We start from the raw sequence: 17,534 nt of genomic DNA on the forward strand, positions 1-17,534 counted from the left end.
TTAGTGTCTCATATAGCTAGGTCAGTCTAGATCTCGGTTGTCTTTTGTTTGGGACAGGTGCACGAAGTAGCGGCCATGTGACATAGACGACGAGAATGAGCAGTCCGCCAGTGAACCAATCAGGTACGGCATGATAGAGCAGAATCACGATGAACATCGGGACGATCGTCATGGCGACTGTATACGGCCAAGCTTGTCGATACGGCCAAGCCTTCTGTTGGCGCATTCTCGTGACGAGCTGGACGTAAAGCGAGACGAACGCGACCGTCATCATATAGAAGAAAAAGATAGCGAAGCCGTGTAAGAACAGCCACATCGGCGCGAAGAAATCGGGCTGTAATATGATGTAATCGACGAGCGTGACGAGAACGGTGAAGCCGATACTCGCGAGCATGTAAGCGTGGAGCGGGGCGAGACGTAGTCTGAGCGCTCGTTTCGTCGGAACGAGACTATGGCGTAAAAAAGCGGCAGTCGAGGTAAGCATAAGTTGAAACTCCTATCTGTTATAATACAATTTTTAAAAATAGATAAAAACGAGTACAGTGGTTTAATAAAACCTTAACATTAAACGTGTTTACATTCGGCGGGTGAAGAAGGCATAATGAGTAGGGCATTAACAACCAAGCAAACACAACCAATTCACAATCAAAAGGAGTACAAAAATCGTGGAATACAATTTGCAAGAAATGTTATTCATGTTTTTTGGAGGTTTAGGGATCTTCCTCTTCGGAATCAAATCGATGGGAGACGGCCTTCAAAAGTCAGCAGGAAATCGTCTGCGCGACATCCTTGATAAGTATACAACGAATCCATTTCTCGGGGTACTCGCCGGGATTATCGTAACCGTCTTGATTCAATCGTCGTCAGGTACGACCGTCATCACGGTCGGACTCGTCAGCGCCGGCTTCATGACGCTCCGTCAAGCGATCGGGGTCATCATGGGGGCGAACATCGGGACGACCGTCACGGCGTTCATCATCGGTTTCGATGTCGGTGCATACGCACTTCCGATGATTGCAGTCGGTGCCGTCTTCTTATTCTTCTTTAAGAAAGAAAAGTTCCAACATCTTGGACAAGTCGTGTTCGGACTCGGTGCACTTTTCTACGGTCTTGAACTCATGGGTGACGGGATGCGTCCACTCCGTTCAAGCGAATACTTCATCGATTTGACACAATCGATGAGTGAAAACCCGTTCCTCGGCGTCATCGTCGGTACGGTATTCACGGTTCTCGTTCAGTCGTCTTCTGCGACGATCGGGATTTTGCAAGAGCTTTACGCGGGTGGATCAATCGAACTCGATGCAGCCCTCCCGGTATTGTTCGGTGACAACATCGGAACGACGATTACGGCTATCCTTGCCTCAATCGGTGCTTCAGTGGCGGCACGCCGCACAGCAGCGGCACACGTTATCTTTAACTTGATTGGTACGGTGATCTTCTTGGTCATCTTGCCACTCTTCACACAATATATTTTCTGGATCACAGACCTTCTCGCCATCGAGTCGAAAATGCAAATCGCATTCGCTCACGGTACGTTCAACGTAGCGAACACGTTCATCCAGTTCTGGTTCATCGGAGCGATTGCTTGGATGGTGACGAAACTCGTACCGGGCGAAGATTCAATCGTCGATACGAAGGCACAGCATTTAGACCCAATCTTCATCCAACAATCACCTTCTATCGCTGTCGAACAAGCGAAATACGAAGTGATTCGCATGGGTGACTTCGCGAAGCTTGGCTTGGACGAGGCACGCAACTACATGGCGACTGGCGACAAGAAACACTCTGAAAAGTCAGCGCACATTGAAGAAGCGCTCAACTCGCTCAACGCGAAAATCACAGATTATCTCGTCAAACTCGCTGCGGTCGATTTGACAGAGCAAGAATCAAAAGAACACAAAACGTTGATGCACGCGATCAATGACATCGAGCGAATCGGTGACCATGTCGAAAACATCATCGAATTGATTGACTACAAGACGGCGACTCGCGTGACACTCTCGGAAGACGCGCAAAAAGAGTTGACGGAAATGTACGACTTGACGCGCGCAACACTTGAAAAGTCGCTTCAAACACTCGCTAGCGGGGACATGAACGAAGCCCGTCAAGTAATCGAGATGGAAGCGAAACTCGATATGCTCGAGCGTCAGTTCCGTAAAAATCACGTCGTCCGTCTCAATACGGGTGAATGTGACGGCCAAGCCGGCATGTTCTTCGTCGATATGCTCTCGAACTTGGAGCGCATCGGTGACCATGCGATGAACATCACAGAAATCACGCTTGAAGATGCTAACAACGAAATGACTGTCTAACGCCGAACCTTCGTCCACGCACTCGTGGACGAAGGTTTTTTTTCGAGTTCTCTTGATTTGATTGACAGTGGGTCTATCATTCAGTATATTATTACTGTATAACAACATGGCGGTGTAGCTCAGCTGGCTAGAGCGTACGGTTCATACCCGTGAGGTCGTGGGTTCGACTCCCTCCGCCGCTATTCATAAGGACCCTTAGCTCAGCTGGTTAGAGCAGACGGCTCATAACCGTCCGGTCGTAGGTTCAAGTCCTACAGGGTCCATTGTTGACAGCTTTCTTATATGAAAGCTGTTTTTTTTGTTTTCAAAGTCGAAGACGTGGGTAAATATTCGTTAGCATTTTGTTTTTTGAAAAATATGAAATGAGGCGAATGAGATGGAACGAAATCATACGATGATGCAATTCTTTGAGTGGCATGTCCCGGCTGACCAGAAGCATTGGAAACGGTTGAAAGAACGGGCCGAGGAATTGAAAGAAGCTGGCATTACAGCGTTCTGGTTGCCCCCGGTCACGAAAGGTCAGAGCAATGAGGACACAGGGTATGGCATTTATGATTTGTATGATTTGGGCGAGTTTGATCAAAAAGGAACGGTCGCCACGAAATATGGAACAAAACAAGAGCTGCTCGAAGCGACGGAACACGTCCAGTCGCTCGGGATGCAAGTGTATATGGATGTCGTCTTGAACCATAAGGCTGGGGCGGATGCGACAGAGAAGTTTGACGTGCTCGAAGTCGACCCGGAAGACCGGACGAAAGTCTTGTCTGCAGAGCCGTTCGAGATCGAGGGGTGGACGAAATTCGACTACGAGGCACGCAATAACAAATACTCTTCATTCAAGTGGAACTTCCATCATTTCAACGGGACGGACTACGATGCGGCGACGGAACATAGTGGCATCTTCTTCATTCTCGGGGAAAACAAGAAGTGGAACGATAACGTCGATGACGAGTTCGGGGTATACGATTATTTGATGTTTGCCAATATCGACTATCACCATCCGGAAGTGCGAGAAGAAGTGCTCCATTGGGGCAAATGGTTCATCGAAGAGACGAAATGTGACGGCTTCCGGCTCGATGCGATCAAACATATCAACTATGATTTCGTTAAAGAGTTCAGCCAGACGATGAAAGATGAGAAAGGGGAAAACTTCTACCTCGTCGGTGAGTTCTGGAAGTCCGAGCTCGAAGATTGCCGTGCTTTCCTCGACAACATCGATTATCACGTCGACTTGTTCGATGTGCCGCTTCATTACAACTTGCAGCGCGCGTCCGTCGAAGGGGAATCGTTCGACATGCGGACAATTTTTGACGATACGCTCGTCCAGTCACACCCGCTCCACTCGGTCACGTTTGTTGATAACCACGATTCCCAGCCGGCCGAAGCGCTCGAATCATGGGTCGAGGATTGGTTCAAACAAATCGCATACGGTCTAATCTTGCTTCGTCAAGACGGTTACCCGTGCGTGTTTTATGGCGATTACTACGGCATCAACGGACCACATCCGTCCGATGGGAAGAAAGAAGCGATCGACCCGCTCCTTTACGCCCGTCGTGAGAAGGCGTATGGCCAACAAGACGACTATTTCGATAACGAGCATGTCATCGGCTGGGTCCGACACGGTGTGGAAGAAATCGAGCGCTCCGGCTGCGCCGTCATCATCTCGAACTCGGAAGAGGCTGAGAAGCAGATGTTCGTCGGGGAACATCGCGCCGGAGAGAAATGGGTCGACTTGACGAATACGGTCGACGCGGTTGTCGAGATTGATGAAGACGGAAATGGGGTATTTAAAGTGGCGGCAGGGTCAATCTCGGTATGGGCGTTGCCGGAAGCGGACGTCGAGTAAAGCATTACAATTGAGAATGCCGTCACAAATCTGTTACATTTAGAACGAACGTTGTTCACACCAAATTTAAGGGGGATTTTAGTTATGGCTAAATTTGAATTACCACAACTTGATTACGCATACGATGCACTCGAACCACACATTGACGCACGCACGATGGAAATCCACCACTCGAAGCACCACAACACGTATGTCACGAACGTAAACAATGCACTCGAAGGAAAAGACGTGGAGTATTCTTCACTCGAAGAATTGCTTCAAAACCTCGATTCACTTCCTGCTGACATTCAAACGGCCGTCCGCAACAACGGTGGCGGACATTGGAACCACTCGTTCTTCTGGAAATTGCTCAAGAAAAATGAGAACGGGGCGCCATCTGGCGAACTCGCGTCAGCAATCGACGAAGCGTTCGGCAGCTTCGACGCGTTTAAAGATGAGTTCGCGAAAGCGGCAGCTGGTCGCTTCGGCTCAGGCTGGGCTTGGCTCGTCGTGAAAAACGGCAAGCTCGAAGTCACATCGACACCGAACCAAGATTCACCGATCATGGAAGGCGTTCAGCCGATTCTCGGACTCGACGTTTGGGAGCACGCGTACTACTTAAACTACCAAAACCGTCGTCCAGATTACATCCAAGCATTCTTCCACGTCATCGACTGGGATTATGTGGCGAAGCTCTACGCAGACGCGAAATAACCAGATTTCCCGAGATTCTGTCGAATCTCGGGATTTTTTATACATTTAATTATTTTGTAAACAAATTATGATATAGTGAAAAACGAGTCGAAAATAGAAGTTAACACAGCACCTATACTTATAGAAGAAATTGATTGAGGAAGGAGACAACGGAATTGGCCAGAAACCGCGTGAACGTACCGAAAAAACGGCGCAACCACCTTCCGTTACGCTTGAATTTACTATTCTTTATCGTATTCATCTTGTTCGCGACACTCATCTTCCGATTAGGCGTCGTCCAAATCGTCAACGGGGAATTGATTGCCCGTGAAGTCCAGAAGACGGAATCGAGTAAAATCAAATACGAGGTGCCGCGCGGAAAGATTTATGATCGAAACGGGCAAGTGCTCGCGGATACGATTTCGAACTACTCCGTCATGTATCGTCGCTCGCAAGTGACGAAAGCGGATGAACGGCTCGATGTCGCCCTCAAACTTGCAGAGATTTTGGACGTACCCGAAAAAGATCGCAAAGTGACAGAGCGTGACCGCAAGGATTATTGGATCGCCATCGATCCAGAGCGGTCCCAGGAACGAGTCCAAACGCTACTCGCCGACTTGTCCGAGGAAGAGCGGGCGGCGTTATCGAATCAGGACGTCGACCAATTATTGCTCGATTCAATCACGGATGAAGAGATTACGTTTGATGATGCGACAGAAGAGATTATCGCCATCAAACATAACATGGAGTCGGGCTACGCTCTCGACCCGCAGCTGATTAAAGTCGGGGCCTCACCGAAAGAGATGGCCTTGATTGAAGAGAACTTGGAACTGTTGCCTGGTGTCAGCGTCGAACCGTATTACGAGCGGGAATATCCGTTCGGACAGACGTTCCAAAGTTTCCTTGGGAGTTATCGTCAAATCCCTGCTGAGCAGCGGGCCTCGTATCAAGCGAGAGGGTATGGCTTGAACGATCGGGTCGGGACGTCTTATCTCGAGCAACAGTACGAAGACGTGTTGCGCGGGACGCCGGCCTATGACGTCTTCACGACGTATAAAGGGCAACCTGTCGGAGAGCCGACGCGCGTGAGCGGGAATCCCGGAAAAGACATCGTCTTGTCGACTGACATCGAGTTCCAAAAGGAAGTCGATGAGATTTTGAAGAAAGCGATTCGGGCAGGCCGTTCAGGAAGTCCGAACTTCGATCGTGCCTTTGTCGTCGTAATGAATCCGCAGACGGGTGAACTGCTTGCCTTGTCCGGACAAGAACTCGACTTAGAGACGAATGAATTCAAAGATGTCTCGACAGGTACCGTGCTCCGCGCGAGCCAAATCGGTTCAACGATTAAAGGCGCGACCGTCGCGTTCGGTCTCGAAGAAGGGGTCATTCGCCCAGGCGAATACATTTATGACACCCCGATTCGGATTGGGTCGTCGTTAAAATCTTCATATCGTAACATGGGGAACATTAACGACCTCGACGCGCTCGCCTTGTCGTCGAACATCTACATGTTCCAAATCGCTCTTCGTCTCGCGGACTACTATTCGACGGGACAAATCGTCGGAGACAACGTCACGCAGGCGTTTAACACGATGGAACACTATTATAAACAGTTCGGTCTCGGTATCGAGACTGGGATTGACTTGCCGTTCGAGTCGACTGGTTTCAGAAGTGTGCCGGACCGTGTCACGCTCCTGATGGATATGTCGATCGGGCAGTACATCTCGTACACACCGATTCAGTTGGCCCAGTACACGTCAGCGCTTGCAAATGGCGGCTATCGGGTTCAACCGCACTTGTTGAAAGAAATTATCGAGCCGGGATCGCTCGATGAAGCGAACAAGCAAGTCGTCAGCACGTTCCAACCGAACGCGCTCAACAAAGTCAACGTTCGAGACGAATATATCGAACGTGTGCGTCAAGGGTATCGCCAAGGTGTCGAGAGCGGTACGTCGCGTATCCTGCAGCAGACGGGGATGACGGCGGCCGGAAAGACCGGGACGGCGCAAGCCATCGCCGAAGGACCGGATGGACAGGCGAAACGGAATGCGAACGGAGAACCGATTAAGACGTTCAACTCGAACCATGTCGGGTGGGCCCCGTACGATAATCCTGAAATCGCTTGGGCCATCATCATGCCAGGTCTTGAAGGGGAAGGCGTCAACACGCGCGTCGCCCACGATATCATGAAGGCCTATTTCAATCTTGAAGATGTACAAGCGCAACTCCAGTAAAGGAGCCACTTCGGTGGCTTCTTTTTTTGTCTTTACAATTCTTTTACGTTCCGTTCATTTCTCGTTAATAGTAGTTTATTAGGATGTTAATTGTAGGACAGAACAACAGAGCTACAACCAAATTCAAAGGAAACTCAAGGAGGACGTCAGAAATGTCTTGGATGAAAAAATCGGCACTACTCGCTTCAATCACTTCGGTGGCACTTGTAGGTGCAGCATGTGGGAACAATGAAGAAGGAAATGGCGCAGCCGAAGGTGACGCACTTTCAGGAAAAGTCGTCATGGACGGATCGTCAACCGTATTCCCGATCATGGAAGCTGTCGCTGAAGAATTCTCGGCAGAGCAACCAGACGTTGAAGTGACGGTCGGTGTGTCTGGGACGGGTGGCGGATTCAAACGCTTCGTAACAGGCGAGACAGACTTCTCGAACGCATCACGTGAAATCAAAGAAGAAGAAGCGGCGGAAGCGGAAGCGAACGGCGTGGAGTTTACACAACTATCGGTCGCACTTGATGGACTTTCACTCGTCGTCAACCCTGAGAACGACTGGGCACAAGACATCACAATCGATGAGTTAAACAAAATGTGGACAGACACGAACGTGAAGACGTGGCAAGACGTTCGTTCGGACTGGCCGGATGAAGAAATCACATTCTTCGCACCAGGTAAAGATTCTGGAACGTTCGACTTCTTTAACGAAGCGGTGCTTGACGACACAGACATCCGTCAAGACGCACAGTTGTCAGAAGATGATAACGTCCTCGTCACTGGGGTAGCTGGAACGAAAGGTGCAATCGGGTTCTTCGGTTACGCGTACTACATCGAGAACGAAGGCACGCTTCGCGCGTTGGCGGTCGAAGGGGTAGAGCCGAACCAAGAGACAATCAACGACTTGTCTTACCCGCTCTCACGTGAGATTTACACGTACGTTAACAACGCGTCATTGAACGAAAAACCACAAGTTGCAGCGTTCGCACGATTCTTGAACGAGAACGCGGCCGAGTTGTCGGAAGAAGTTGGCTACGTCGGAATGGAACAGGCACGTTACGACGAGAACGCCGGTATCATCGACGAGCTCGCCGGAGAATAAGTAGGCAATCGGTGGAAGGCGAGAGTCGATCTCGCCTTCTCGCCGTGCTTTCTAGTATGAAGAGGTAGGGAGCGATACACGAGATGAATCAACCAAACAAAGATTTTTCGATTCGAGAGATGATCGAATCCAATAAACAAAAAAATACAGTACGACGAACGTATTTGATAAAGTCATGCCGTTCTTACTATTCTTGAGCGCATTCGTGTCGGTCGTTACGACCATCGGCATCGCCTTGACGCTCGGATTTGAACTGTTCAAGTTTTTCGAACGTGTCCCGGTCAGCGAGTTCCTCGGGTCGACCGAATGGTATCCGCTAAGTGCCGATCCACGCTTTGGCGTCTGGGCGCTCGTCGCCGGTACGTTGAAGATCACCGTCATCGCGATGATCGTCGCGGTACCGCTCGGCCTTGCTTCTGCGGTTTATTTAAGTGAGTACGCCTCGGAACGGGCACGTACGATTTTAAAGCCGATTCTAGAAGTGCTCGCCGGTGTCCCGACAATCGTCTTCGGATTTTTCGCCTTGTCATTCGTCACGCCAATCTTGCAGGCGCTTATTCCGGGCTTAAAGATTTATAACGCCCTCAGCCCAGGGATTGTCGTCGGAATCATGATTATCCCGATGATTGCCTCGATTTCGGAAGACGCGATGAGCGCCGTACCGAAAAAGATTCGTGACGGTGCGCTCGGACTCGGTGCGACGCGACTTGAAGTGGCCGTAAAAATCGTCATGCCAGCCGCCCTCTCAGGTATCATCGCCTCGATCGTGCTCGGTATGAGCCGTGCCATCGGAGAAACGATGATCGTAACAATCGCCGGTGGATCGCAGCCGAACTTCGAGTTCAACCCGCTCAACGCGATTCAAACGATGACCGCTTATATCGTCCAAATCGCCAAAGGTGACGCCGGATATGGCACGATTGAATATTACAGTATCTATGCGGTCGGTGCGTTATTGTTCGTCTTCACGCTCGTGATGAACTTGTTCGCCAACTGGGTGACGCGCCGCTTCAGAGAGGAGTACTAATATGGCATTGCCGAACAGTGAGTTCAAGAATGGAAAGAACTATATCGACCATGAGACGGTTTCCCGTCGCATCAAGAGTCGGTTACGATTAAATGAGATTTTTAAATATGTATTTTTGGCGGGTCTCGTGTTCGCCTTACTCGTCTTGTCGACGCTCATCTATGACGTCGTGACAAAAGGTGGCGGTTGGGTCAACCTCGACTTCCTACGGAACTTCCCGTCACGCCGTGCGGCCCAGGCCGGCCTCTACCCGGCGTTGATTGGTACGCTTTGGCTCATGATGCTCATCGTACCGATGGTGTTCATCGTCGGGGTCGGTGCAGCGATTTATCTAGAAGAATACGCCCCTAAAAATCGGGTCACGTCGTTCATCGAAGTGAACATCTCGAACTTGGCCGGTGTCCCGTCAATCGTCTTCGGTTTGCTCGGTCTCACGTTCTTTGTCCGGACGGCGGGCTTTGGGAACTCGGTCTTGACCGGGGCGTTGACGCTCGGGCTGATGAGTTTACCGATCGTCATCGTCGCGTCGCAAGAAGCGCTACGTTCCGTCAAGATGGAACTACGTCACGCCTCGCTCGCGCTCGGTGCCTCGAAGTGGCAAACGACGTTCAACGTCGTGTTGCCGTCGGCACTCCCAGGGATCATCACCGGTATCATTTTGGCCGTGTCCCGTGCAATCGGTGAGACGGCACCGCTGATCATGATTGGGGCGGCGACGTTCATTTCAACGACACCGAACAATATTTTCTCTGACTTCACGGCACTGCCGATTCAAATCTATAACTGGACGAGCCGTCCGCAAGCTGAATTCCAAAACTTGGCCGCAGCCGGAATCATCGTCTTGATGACCGTGCTCATCACGATGAACTCGGCCGCAATCTATATCCGGAACAAGTATACGAACCGACATTGATGTCGAAGCAGTAACGAGGAGGACTCTCGAGATGATGAAACAAAAAGAACAAAAAGGAGCTCACAACGTGAACACTACGACGATTCAACCGACTGAGACGGTGATGCAAAAGGACAGCGCCTACGTCGTGAATAACCTCAACTTATGGTATGGGGACGACCAAGCGTTAATCGACGTCAACCTAGACATTAAAAAGAATGAAGTGACGGCCATCATCGGTCCGTCCGGTTGCGGGAAATCGACGTTCATTAAAACGTTGAACCGGATGGTCGAGCTCATCCCGTCTGTTCGGACGAACGGAGAGATTCTATATCATGGCCGCAACATCTTCGATCGCGACTATCGGGTCGAAGACCTCCGTACATCGGTCGGAATGGTGTTCCAACAGCCGAACCCGTTCCCGAAGTCGGTCTATGACAACGTCGCTTACGGGCCACGGACACACGGCATCAAAAACAAGAAAGTACTCGATGAGATTGTCGAACGTTCGCTCCGAGGAGCAGCGATTTGGGACGAAGTGAAGGATCGCTTGAACGAGAACGCCTACGGTCTCTCAGGCGGTCAGCAACAGCGTCTCTGTATTGCCCGGACACTCGCGATTGAACCGGACGTCATCCTCATGGACGAACCAACGTCGGCACTCGACCCGATTTCGACACTCAAAGTCGAAGAGCTCGTCCAAGAGTTGAAAGAAAAGTATTCAATCATCATCGTCACGCACAACATGCAACAAGCGGCGCGCGTGTCAGACAAGACGGCATTCTTTTTGAACGGGGAAGTCGTCGAATTCGATGCGACCGACAAAATCTTCTCGAATCCAACGGACAAGCGGACTGAAGATTACATCTCAGGCCGGTTCGGTTAAAAAGGGGAGACAATCATGGCACAAAATCGCACATTTTTTGATACGAAGTTGATTGATTTAGAAGACAAAGTAGTGAAGCTCGCCAATCTGACGATGCGTCAGACGGCGACGGCAATCGAGGTGCTTGAAAAACACGACCTCACGCTCGCCCAGACCGTCATCGACAACGACAATGAGCTCGATGACCTCGAACTTGCAATCAATGATGAGGCCATCCTGCTGATTGCGAAGCAACAACCGGTCGCGACCGATCTTCGTCGCTTGATCGTCACGATGAAGTCGGCGACCGACCTTGAGCGCATCGCGGATTACGCGACGAACATCGCGAAAGCCGTCACACGCATTGAGCACGTCCCGTACGTCCTCGATATCCGACCGCTCAAACAGATGGCCGAACAATTGATCGATATGCTTGAACTCGCGACACGCGCCTATCGCAAAGGGGAAGTGAGCCGGGTCCGTGAATTGAACGAGATGGATAAGGTGATTGATGACTTGAATTTGCAGGTCATCAAGCAATACATCGGTAATCTTCCGAACATGACGGTCGGCACGAACGATGTTTATGAGTTTTCGAACATTGCTCGCTACCTTGAACGGATGGGTGACCACGTCACCAATTTCGGAGAACATTTGATATTCCTTGAAAAAGGGAAACATTATGATTTAAATCAGTGACAAAAGTGGTAAAGGACAACAGACATGTTGTTCTTTACTTTTTTTGTGCAGGAAATCACGGAACAAAGACGAATAGTAAACTACATGCATTTTTTTTAGGAAGGGAGCCACATATAGATGGAAGAGAAAATCGTGTCCTTGAAGGAAAAAGGGCTTACGTTAAAACAGATTGCAGAACAATTAGACATGCCAATCGGAAAAGTCCAATATGCTTGGCGAAAATGGCGTGCCCAACATGGGGACGTCACAGCAGCTACGGCCGCACCGACACGAAAGGCCGAAGGGAAGAAACAGATGAAATCTAGCAAGAAGGCAACTAAATCAAAATCAACGAAGCAAGTTTCTACAACGCTTCAGTCTGACACGTCACACCAATCACCGCTCCTCGAACAGGCGCCTGACGGCTTTTGGAAACTTCCGGACCGTTACGATGTCGATTTGATGCATGCCGTCGTTCAATCGCCGAACTCGGTTTACGTCTATTGGGAAGTGTCGGATACTGTGAAAGAGACGCTGGCGATGCAGTTCATGCGCCCGTGGGAGGACTTGCCGAAAGCGTTCCGAATCTTAGACGTCACGCTCCTCGACTATACGAGCGGGCACGCGAACCGTTCATACACGTTCGAGTTGCCGGAAATGACGAATAGCTGGTTCGTGCGTCCGCTCGACCCGAACACGACATACGTGTTCGAGTTTGGCATCCGGACGATGGAAGGCGAATTCTTACCGCTCGTGGCCTCGACTCCGCTCGACACACCTCGGGCAGAACCGGCTGGAGTCGGGCGATTCGCCGAACCGGTCCGTCGTTGGCAATACGGTGAAGTCGAATCACCGGAACTACTCGACACGTTACCTAAATACGCTGCATACCGATTCGTGCGCTAAGGAGGACTTTTTAGATGAAACCAGGTTATTTTTCACTCGTCCTTCATGCCCACCTTCCGTACGTCCGGCATGAAGAAGAACATCGTTTAGAAGAGAGATGGGTGTACGAAGCCATCTCCGAGACATATATCCCGATTTTATGGCAAGTCGATCGCTTAAAGCGGCCGCTCAATTGGACGGTCAGTATCTCACCGCCAGTCGTGGAGATGCTCGCCGACCCGCTCGTCCAAGATCGATACGTCGCCCATTTAGATGAGATGCTCGAACTGATCGCGCTTGAACTGTCCGGGGAACGAAGCGAGGCGGAAGTCGGCACGCTCCATTTCTACGAGCGTCGCTACCAAGATTTGAAGAACACGTTCCTGCATTGGGATAAAAACTTGAACCAGGCGTTCCGTACATATCGTGAGCACGGATACATCGACATGGTGACGTGTACGGCGACACATGGGTTCAACCCGCATCTGTTCACCGACCAAGCCGCCCGAACCGAGATTCGCAGTGGTCTGAACTGCTTCGAGCGTCATTACGGATTCCGTCCGACCGGCATTTGGTTGCCAGAATGTGCCTACACGCCTGGAGTCGATCGCATCTTGTACGAGGAAGGGGTACGCTATACGTTCGTCGATGAACACGCCCTCCTTGATGCCGACCCGACACCGAGCAAAGGTATCGGGGCACCGGTCTATTCACCGCATGGGGTGGCGCTCTTCCCACGCGACCAAATCATCTCCGGTAAAATTTGGAGTTCGATGATCGGATACCCGGGTCACCCGGACTATCGTGAATTTTATCGCGACCTCGCCTATGACCGCGATTGGGATTACATCCAGTCGTTCATGCATCCGGAAGGGATCCGGTTCGATACCGGCTTGAAGATGCATCGCATCACCGGCGATACAGACGAGAAAGATTATTACGTCCGTGATTGGGCGGAACATCAAATCGCAAACCATGCGACCGACTTCGCCGAGACGCTCGAAGCGCATCTCGAGGCGCACGGTGCTCAAACGTTCCCACCGTTTCTCGTCACGGCACCATTTGACGCGGAGCTGTTCGGGCACTGGTGGTTCGAAGGACCTGAGTTTTTAGGGCAAGTCGCAGAGCGGCTTGAACAGTTCGGGATTGAGACGATCACGCCGGCGTTGTTCCTCGAACGTCATTTCCAAGACCTTGAGACGGTCCACGTATCGATGAACACGTGGGGACGTAAAGGCTATGGGGACGTCTGGATCAACGAGCGCAACGAATGGATGTTACGGCACCTTCACATGATGGAAACGCAACTCGTCAAAGACGTGGCCGATTATCGAGGTACGTCACCGCTCGCCGACCGCGCACTGAAACAATTGATTCGGCATTATGTGCTTGCCGTCTCGAGCGACTGGGCGTTCATCTTGGACGGACAGACGACGGCACAGTATGCAGCGGATCGTTTCCGTGAACATACCCGCCTCTTCGCTGAACTTGAGACTGCCCTCTATGAGAATAAGCTGACAGACGAGGTGCTCGACGCACACTTCCGTGCGTATCCGTTCTTGCAGGACGAAGACCTTGAAGTCGACACGTTCCTCTCGCCACACGACTACTATGTGACGAAAGAACGTGAGGCGGAAGCTGACGCGATTCTCGTCTTGACTCCAGAATATACGGGCAACGTCGTCGGTGGCCTCGGACAACGCGTCGTCGAAGAAGTGGAGGCGCGAGCGAAACAAGGTGAAACGATGTATGTCCTTACCCCTTATAAAGAAGGGTTGCTCGAGTACGAACGTCATGACAACGTCCACGTCTATCGCGTCCGCTTGACGAGCCCGTTTTTAGAGCATGTGATGAATCAAGTCGCCGCACAAAACGTCGGTTACGTGAAGCTCGTCCATGAACTCGTTAACGCGGTCCGTTTCAAAGCCGTTCATCATTTTGATTGGATGACGATTCCGGCGGCACGTTCACTTGCGAAATCGCTGGCTGTTCCGTTATACTCAACTATGTTGTCATTTGAAACGACGCGCAATCCCCATGGTCATGGTGGCTTGTTCGATGCGATTCATCGAATTGAGAACAGTGTCCTTGCCGAGGCGGACACCGTCTATGTCGGTGCCGACGTCTCAATCGATGAGCTCGCTTCGCGCTATGCGGTCAAAGATAACGTCACAAACTGCTTGTCGCTCGATGCCTCGCCGTACAAGCAGAACGTTTGAAAAAGTACGTGAAAACACCTTGCTTTTTCAATAAAAAATTGGTAGGATAATTGAGTATGCTTAGACTGTAAAGCAAAAGCACTTGATACAACATCAGTAAGATGGGAGTGAACGAAATGCGCGTTAAAATCACACTAGCTTGCACAGAAACAGGCGATCGCACGTACATCACGAAGAAAAACAAACGTAACAACCCTGAGCGCCTCGAATTGCGCAAATACAACCCACGTCTCCGCCGTCACACGCTTTATCGCGAAGTGAAATAATGAGACTGGCCGTCACTCATGTGGCGGCCTTTTTTTTCGAAAGGAGCGAGTGATATGGATGCGAAACAAGCACTCAGACGAGCGGTACATGCTCGGATTACTGAATTAGCTAATCGCGATGAGGCCGATGCCGCCATCGTACATAACGTGATGAGACTACCGGAGTGGATTGAGGCGAAGGCGGTTGCCCTGACCCTCTCGTTCGGACTTGAGGTCGACACACGGCCATTGATTGAAGCAGCTTGGCAGGCAGGAAAAACGGTACTCGTGCCGAAAGTAACGACAGAGGGGCTCACGTTCCATCGAATCGAGTCTTATGATGACCTCGAACCTGGGGTCATGGGGATATTAGAGCCGACGACCCAACAAATCGACGGTGACGTCGACTTATGCGTCGTCCCGGGGCGTGTGTTCAACCGCTCTGGCTACCGAATCGGATGGGGCGGGGGATATTACGACCGCTTTCTGGCGTCGTATGCCGGCCAAACGCTATCCCTTGCCTACAGTGTCCAAGTGTTAGACGACATACCAATTGAAGCGCATGACATTCCGGTCGGAGTGATCGTGTCGGAAAGGGAATTGATTCGATGTTAGCCATATTTCTCGTAACCTGCTTGGTCGCCTATGCCGGATACCGGCTGAAGTCGCTCACGTTATCCGGTGCCGTATTGACGGTCGTAACGGGGACGGTGATTGGCTATGGTTTCGGCTGGTTCGGTCTCTATTTACTAGGCGTGTTCTTCTCGACATCTTCGCTCGCCTCGAAGTATCGTGCCGTCGACAAGGCACCGGTCGATGAAATCGTTGAAAAATCCGGTCCCCGTGACTACGTCCAAGTTCTCGCAAACGGCGGAATTGGCATGTTAACCGCGCTCGCGATGGCATACACGTCGAATGAGGCATGGCTCTATGCCTACATTGTTTCGATTGCCGCAGCGACGAGTGACACGTGGGGCTCTGAGTTCGGTGTGCTCGCAAAGCGAAAGCCGCGCTCCATCCTCACGTTTCGACCGGTCGAACCGGGGACGAGCGGCGGTGTGTCACTATATGGGACGGTCATGTCGATTGTTGGAGCCGCCACAATCGTGTTGGCGACCTATCCGTTTATGACGCTCGATTTCGAAGTGACGCTCGCGTTAATCGCACTCGGGTTGATTGGTAGCGTCGTGGATACGTTGCTCGGCGCGACCGTCCAACGGAAGTACCGATGCCGAGTATGTGGAAAGCAGACCGAGAAGCAGATGCACCACGGAGAAGCGACCGAATACGTCAAAGGTTGGCATTGGCTCGGGAACGATGCGGTCAACTTCGCTTCGATTACGGTCGCCGCCTTGATTTGTTTTTTCGTCTTCGGATAAGGGTAGTACAGTGAATGAAGATGTTTCAAACGAATGTGAATTTCGTCACAATATTGCCAAAGTGAAAACGGTTTCTATTGTATTGAGTGTTTGTGAATGATGTTACAATCTTTATGTAACAGATATTACTAAAACATGAAACAGATTGTTCGAAGGGTGGAAAATCAACATGGAAACATTAAATCATGCAAAAGTAACACGCGTCGCGCTCGTCGGTGCCGGTGCAGTCGGTGCGAGCTTCGCATACCAATTGACAACAGCGAGCCTTTGTGAAGAACTCGTAATCATCGATATTAACAAAGCCAAAGCAGAAGGGGAAGCCATGGATTTGAATCACGGCGTCTCGTTCGCTTCTTCACCGATGCGTGTATGGGCCGGGGATTATGCGGACTGTGGGGCGGCAGATATCGTCGTGATCACGGCAGGGGCACCGCAAAAGCCGGGTGAAACGCGTCTTGACCTCGTCGAGAAGAACGCGAAAATCATGAAGTCGATGATTGGGGAAATCATGGCATCAGGATTTGACGGGATGATCATCATCGCATCGAACCCGGTCGACATCATGACCCACTTGGCGTGGAAATATTCTGGACTTCCGAAACATCGCGTCTTCGGATCAGGCACGGTGCTCGACACGTCACGTCTCCGTTACATGCTCGGTGATTACTTCAACGTCGACCCGCGCAACTGTCACGCGTACATCATGGGTGAGCACGGGGACACGGAGTTCGCGGCATGGAGTAACGCCCGAATCTACGGCAAGTCGGTCGAGCAGTTGCTTGAAGAGAACGACGAATACACGTGGGAAGACCTTGAAGATATTTATGTCAACGTCCGTGATGCGGCTTATCATATCATCGAGCGTAAAGGCGCGACGTATTATGCGATTGGTCTCGGACTGCTTCGCCTCGTCAAAGCGGTGCTCCGGAACGAGAACACGCTTCTCACGGTCGGGGCCTACTTGGACGGTGAGTACGGGCTACATGACATTCATATCGGCGTCCCGGCCATCATCAATCGCCAAGGGGTGCGCCAAGTCGTCGAAATCGAATTGTCTGAAGAAGAGAAACAAAAGATGCACCATTCAGCAGACGTCTTGATGAAGACGATGCAGCCCGTGCTATAAGTGAACGAGAGAGTGCAGCCGGCTTCGTGCCGGCTGTTTTTTTGACGGGCATATAAGGGAGGT

The 17,534-nt window shown here is 51.0% G+C and carries 15 protein-coding genes, 2 tRNA genes and 1 pseudogene; 17 read left to right on the forward strand and 1 reads right to left on the reverse strand.

The window, feature by feature from the left end; genetic code table 11:
* Window positions 1-16 precede the first annotated feature (16 nt).
* Window positions 17-484 (reverse strand): hypothetical protein, encoded by a 468-nt coding sequence (locus RT52_RS14455; RefSeq protein ID WP_034818075.1) that lies wholly within the window; start codon window positions 482-484, stop codon window positions 17-19.
* Window positions 485-665: 181 nt separating this feature from the next.
* Between RT52_RS14455 and RT52_RS14460 the strand changes: the two genes are divergently transcribed.
* The 17 genes and pseudogenes from RT52_RS14460 (at window position 666) to RT52_RS14540 (ending at window position 17,471) form a co-directional block, all read left to right on the forward strand.
* Complete coding sequence (locus RT52_RS14460; protein ID WP_034818076.1) at window positions 666-2,312, forward strand: Na/Pi cotransporter family protein; 1,647 nt, start codon at window positions 666-668, stop codon at window positions 2,310-2,312.
* 108 nt (window positions 2,313-2,420) lie between these two features.
* Window positions 2,421-2,494, forward strand: a tRNA-Met gene (locus RT52_RS14465).
* Between the two features lie 7 nt (window positions 2,495-2,501).
* A tRNA-Ile gene (locus RT52_RS14470) sits at window positions 2,502-2,575 on the forward strand.
* A 113-nt stretch (window positions 2,576-2,688) separates the two neighbouring features.
* Complete coding sequence (locus RT52_RS14475) at window positions 2,689-4,158, forward strand: alpha-amylase (protein WP_034818077.1); 1,470 nt, start codon at window positions 2,689-2,691, stop codon at window positions 4,156-4,158.
* Between the two features lie 84 nt (window positions 4,159-4,242).
* The gene (locus tag RT52_RS14480) at window positions 4,243-4,851 is read left to right on the forward strand and encodes a superoxide dismutase (protein ID WP_034818078.1); all 609 of its coding nucleotides are present in this window, start codon (window positions 4,243-4,245) and stop codon (window positions 4,849-4,851) included.
* A gap of 155 nt (window positions 4,852-5,006) precedes the next feature.
* Complete coding sequence (locus RT52_RS14485) at window positions 5,007-7,064, forward strand: peptidoglycan D,D-transpeptidase FtsI family protein (protein ID WP_034818079.1); 2,058 nt, start codon at window positions 5,007-5,009, stop codon at window positions 7,062-7,064.
* Between the two features lie 152 nt (window positions 7,065-7,216).
* Entirely contained in the window at window positions 7,217-8,155 is a 939-nt protein-coding gene (locus RT52_RS14490; protein WP_034818080.1) for a PstS family phosphate ABC transporter substrate-binding protein, read from the forward strand.
* Window positions 8,156-8,238: 83 nt separating this feature from the next.
* Window positions 8,239-9,182, forward strand: a pseudogene (gene pstC / locus RT52_RS14495) (phosphate ABC transporter permease subunit PstC).
* 1 nt (window position 9,183) lies between these two features.
* Window positions 9,184-10,095, forward strand: a complete 912-nt coding sequence (gene pstA, locus RT52_RS14500) for a phosphate ABC transporter permease PstA (protein WP_034818081.1) — start codon at window positions 9,184-9,186, stop codon at window positions 10,093-10,095.
* A 103-nt stretch (window positions 10,096-10,198) separates the two neighbouring features.
* The gene (pstB, locus tag RT52_RS14505; protein WP_051690389.1) at window positions 10,199-10,960 is read left to right on the forward strand and encodes a phosphate ABC transporter ATP-binding protein PstB; all 762 of its coding nucleotides are present in this window, start codon (window positions 10,199-10,201) and stop codon (window positions 10,958-10,960) included.
* A 15-nt stretch (window positions 10,961-10,975) separates the two neighbouring features.
* Window positions 10,976-11,638, forward strand: a complete 663-nt coding sequence (gene phoU / locus RT52_RS14510) for a phosphate signaling complex protein PhoU (protein WP_034818082.1) — start codon at window positions 10,976-10,978, stop codon at window positions 11,636-11,638.
* A 117-nt stretch (window positions 11,639-11,755) separates the two neighbouring features.
* A complete protein-coding gene (locus RT52_RS14515) occupies window positions 11,756-12,523 on the forward strand; it encodes a DUF4912 domain-containing protein (protein WP_034818083.1) in 768 nt (255 codons plus the stop codon).
* 14 nt (window positions 12,524-12,537) lie between these two features.
* Complete coding sequence (locus RT52_RS14520; RefSeq protein WP_034818084.1) at window positions 12,538-14,721, forward strand: 1,4-alpha-glucan branching protein domain-containing protein; 2,184 nt, start codon at window positions 12,538-12,540, stop codon at window positions 14,719-14,721.
* A 101-nt stretch (window positions 14,722-14,822) separates the two neighbouring features.
* Window positions 14,823-14,987, forward strand: coding sequence for a 50S ribosomal protein L33 (gene rpmG / locus RT52_RS14525; protein WP_255344260.1), 165 nt, complete (start codon window positions 14,823-14,825; stop codon window positions 14,985-14,987).
* 54 nt (window positions 14,988-15,041) lie between these two features.
* On the forward strand, window positions 15,042-15,581 hold the full coding sequence (locus RT52_RS14530; RefSeq protein ID WP_034818085.1) for a 5-formyltetrahydrofolate cyclo-ligase: 540 nt from the start codon (window positions 15,042-15,044) through the stop codon (window positions 15,579-15,581).
* On the forward strand, window positions 15,575-16,345 hold the full coding sequence (locus tag RT52_RS14535; RefSeq protein WP_034818086.1) for a DUF92 domain-containing protein: 771 nt from the start codon (window positions 15,575-15,577) through the stop codon (window positions 16,343-16,345). Before RT52_RS14530 ends, RT52_RS14535 begins: the two co-directional genes overlap by 7 nt.
* 169 nt (window positions 16,346-16,514) lie before the next feature.
* Window positions 16,515-17,471, forward strand: a complete 957-nt coding sequence (locus RT52_RS14540) for an L-lactate dehydrogenase (RefSeq protein ID WP_034818087.1) — start codon at window positions 16,515-16,517, stop codon at window positions 17,469-17,471.
* Window positions 17,472-17,534: the final 63 nt, after the last annotated feature.

The organism is Exiguobacterium alkaliphilum 12/1 (assembly GCF_000714435.1).
In the GTDB taxonomy this organism is placed as follows: Bacteria; Bacillota; Bacilli; order Exiguobacteriales; family Exiguobacteriaceae; genus Exiguobacterium; species Exiguobacterium alkaliphilum.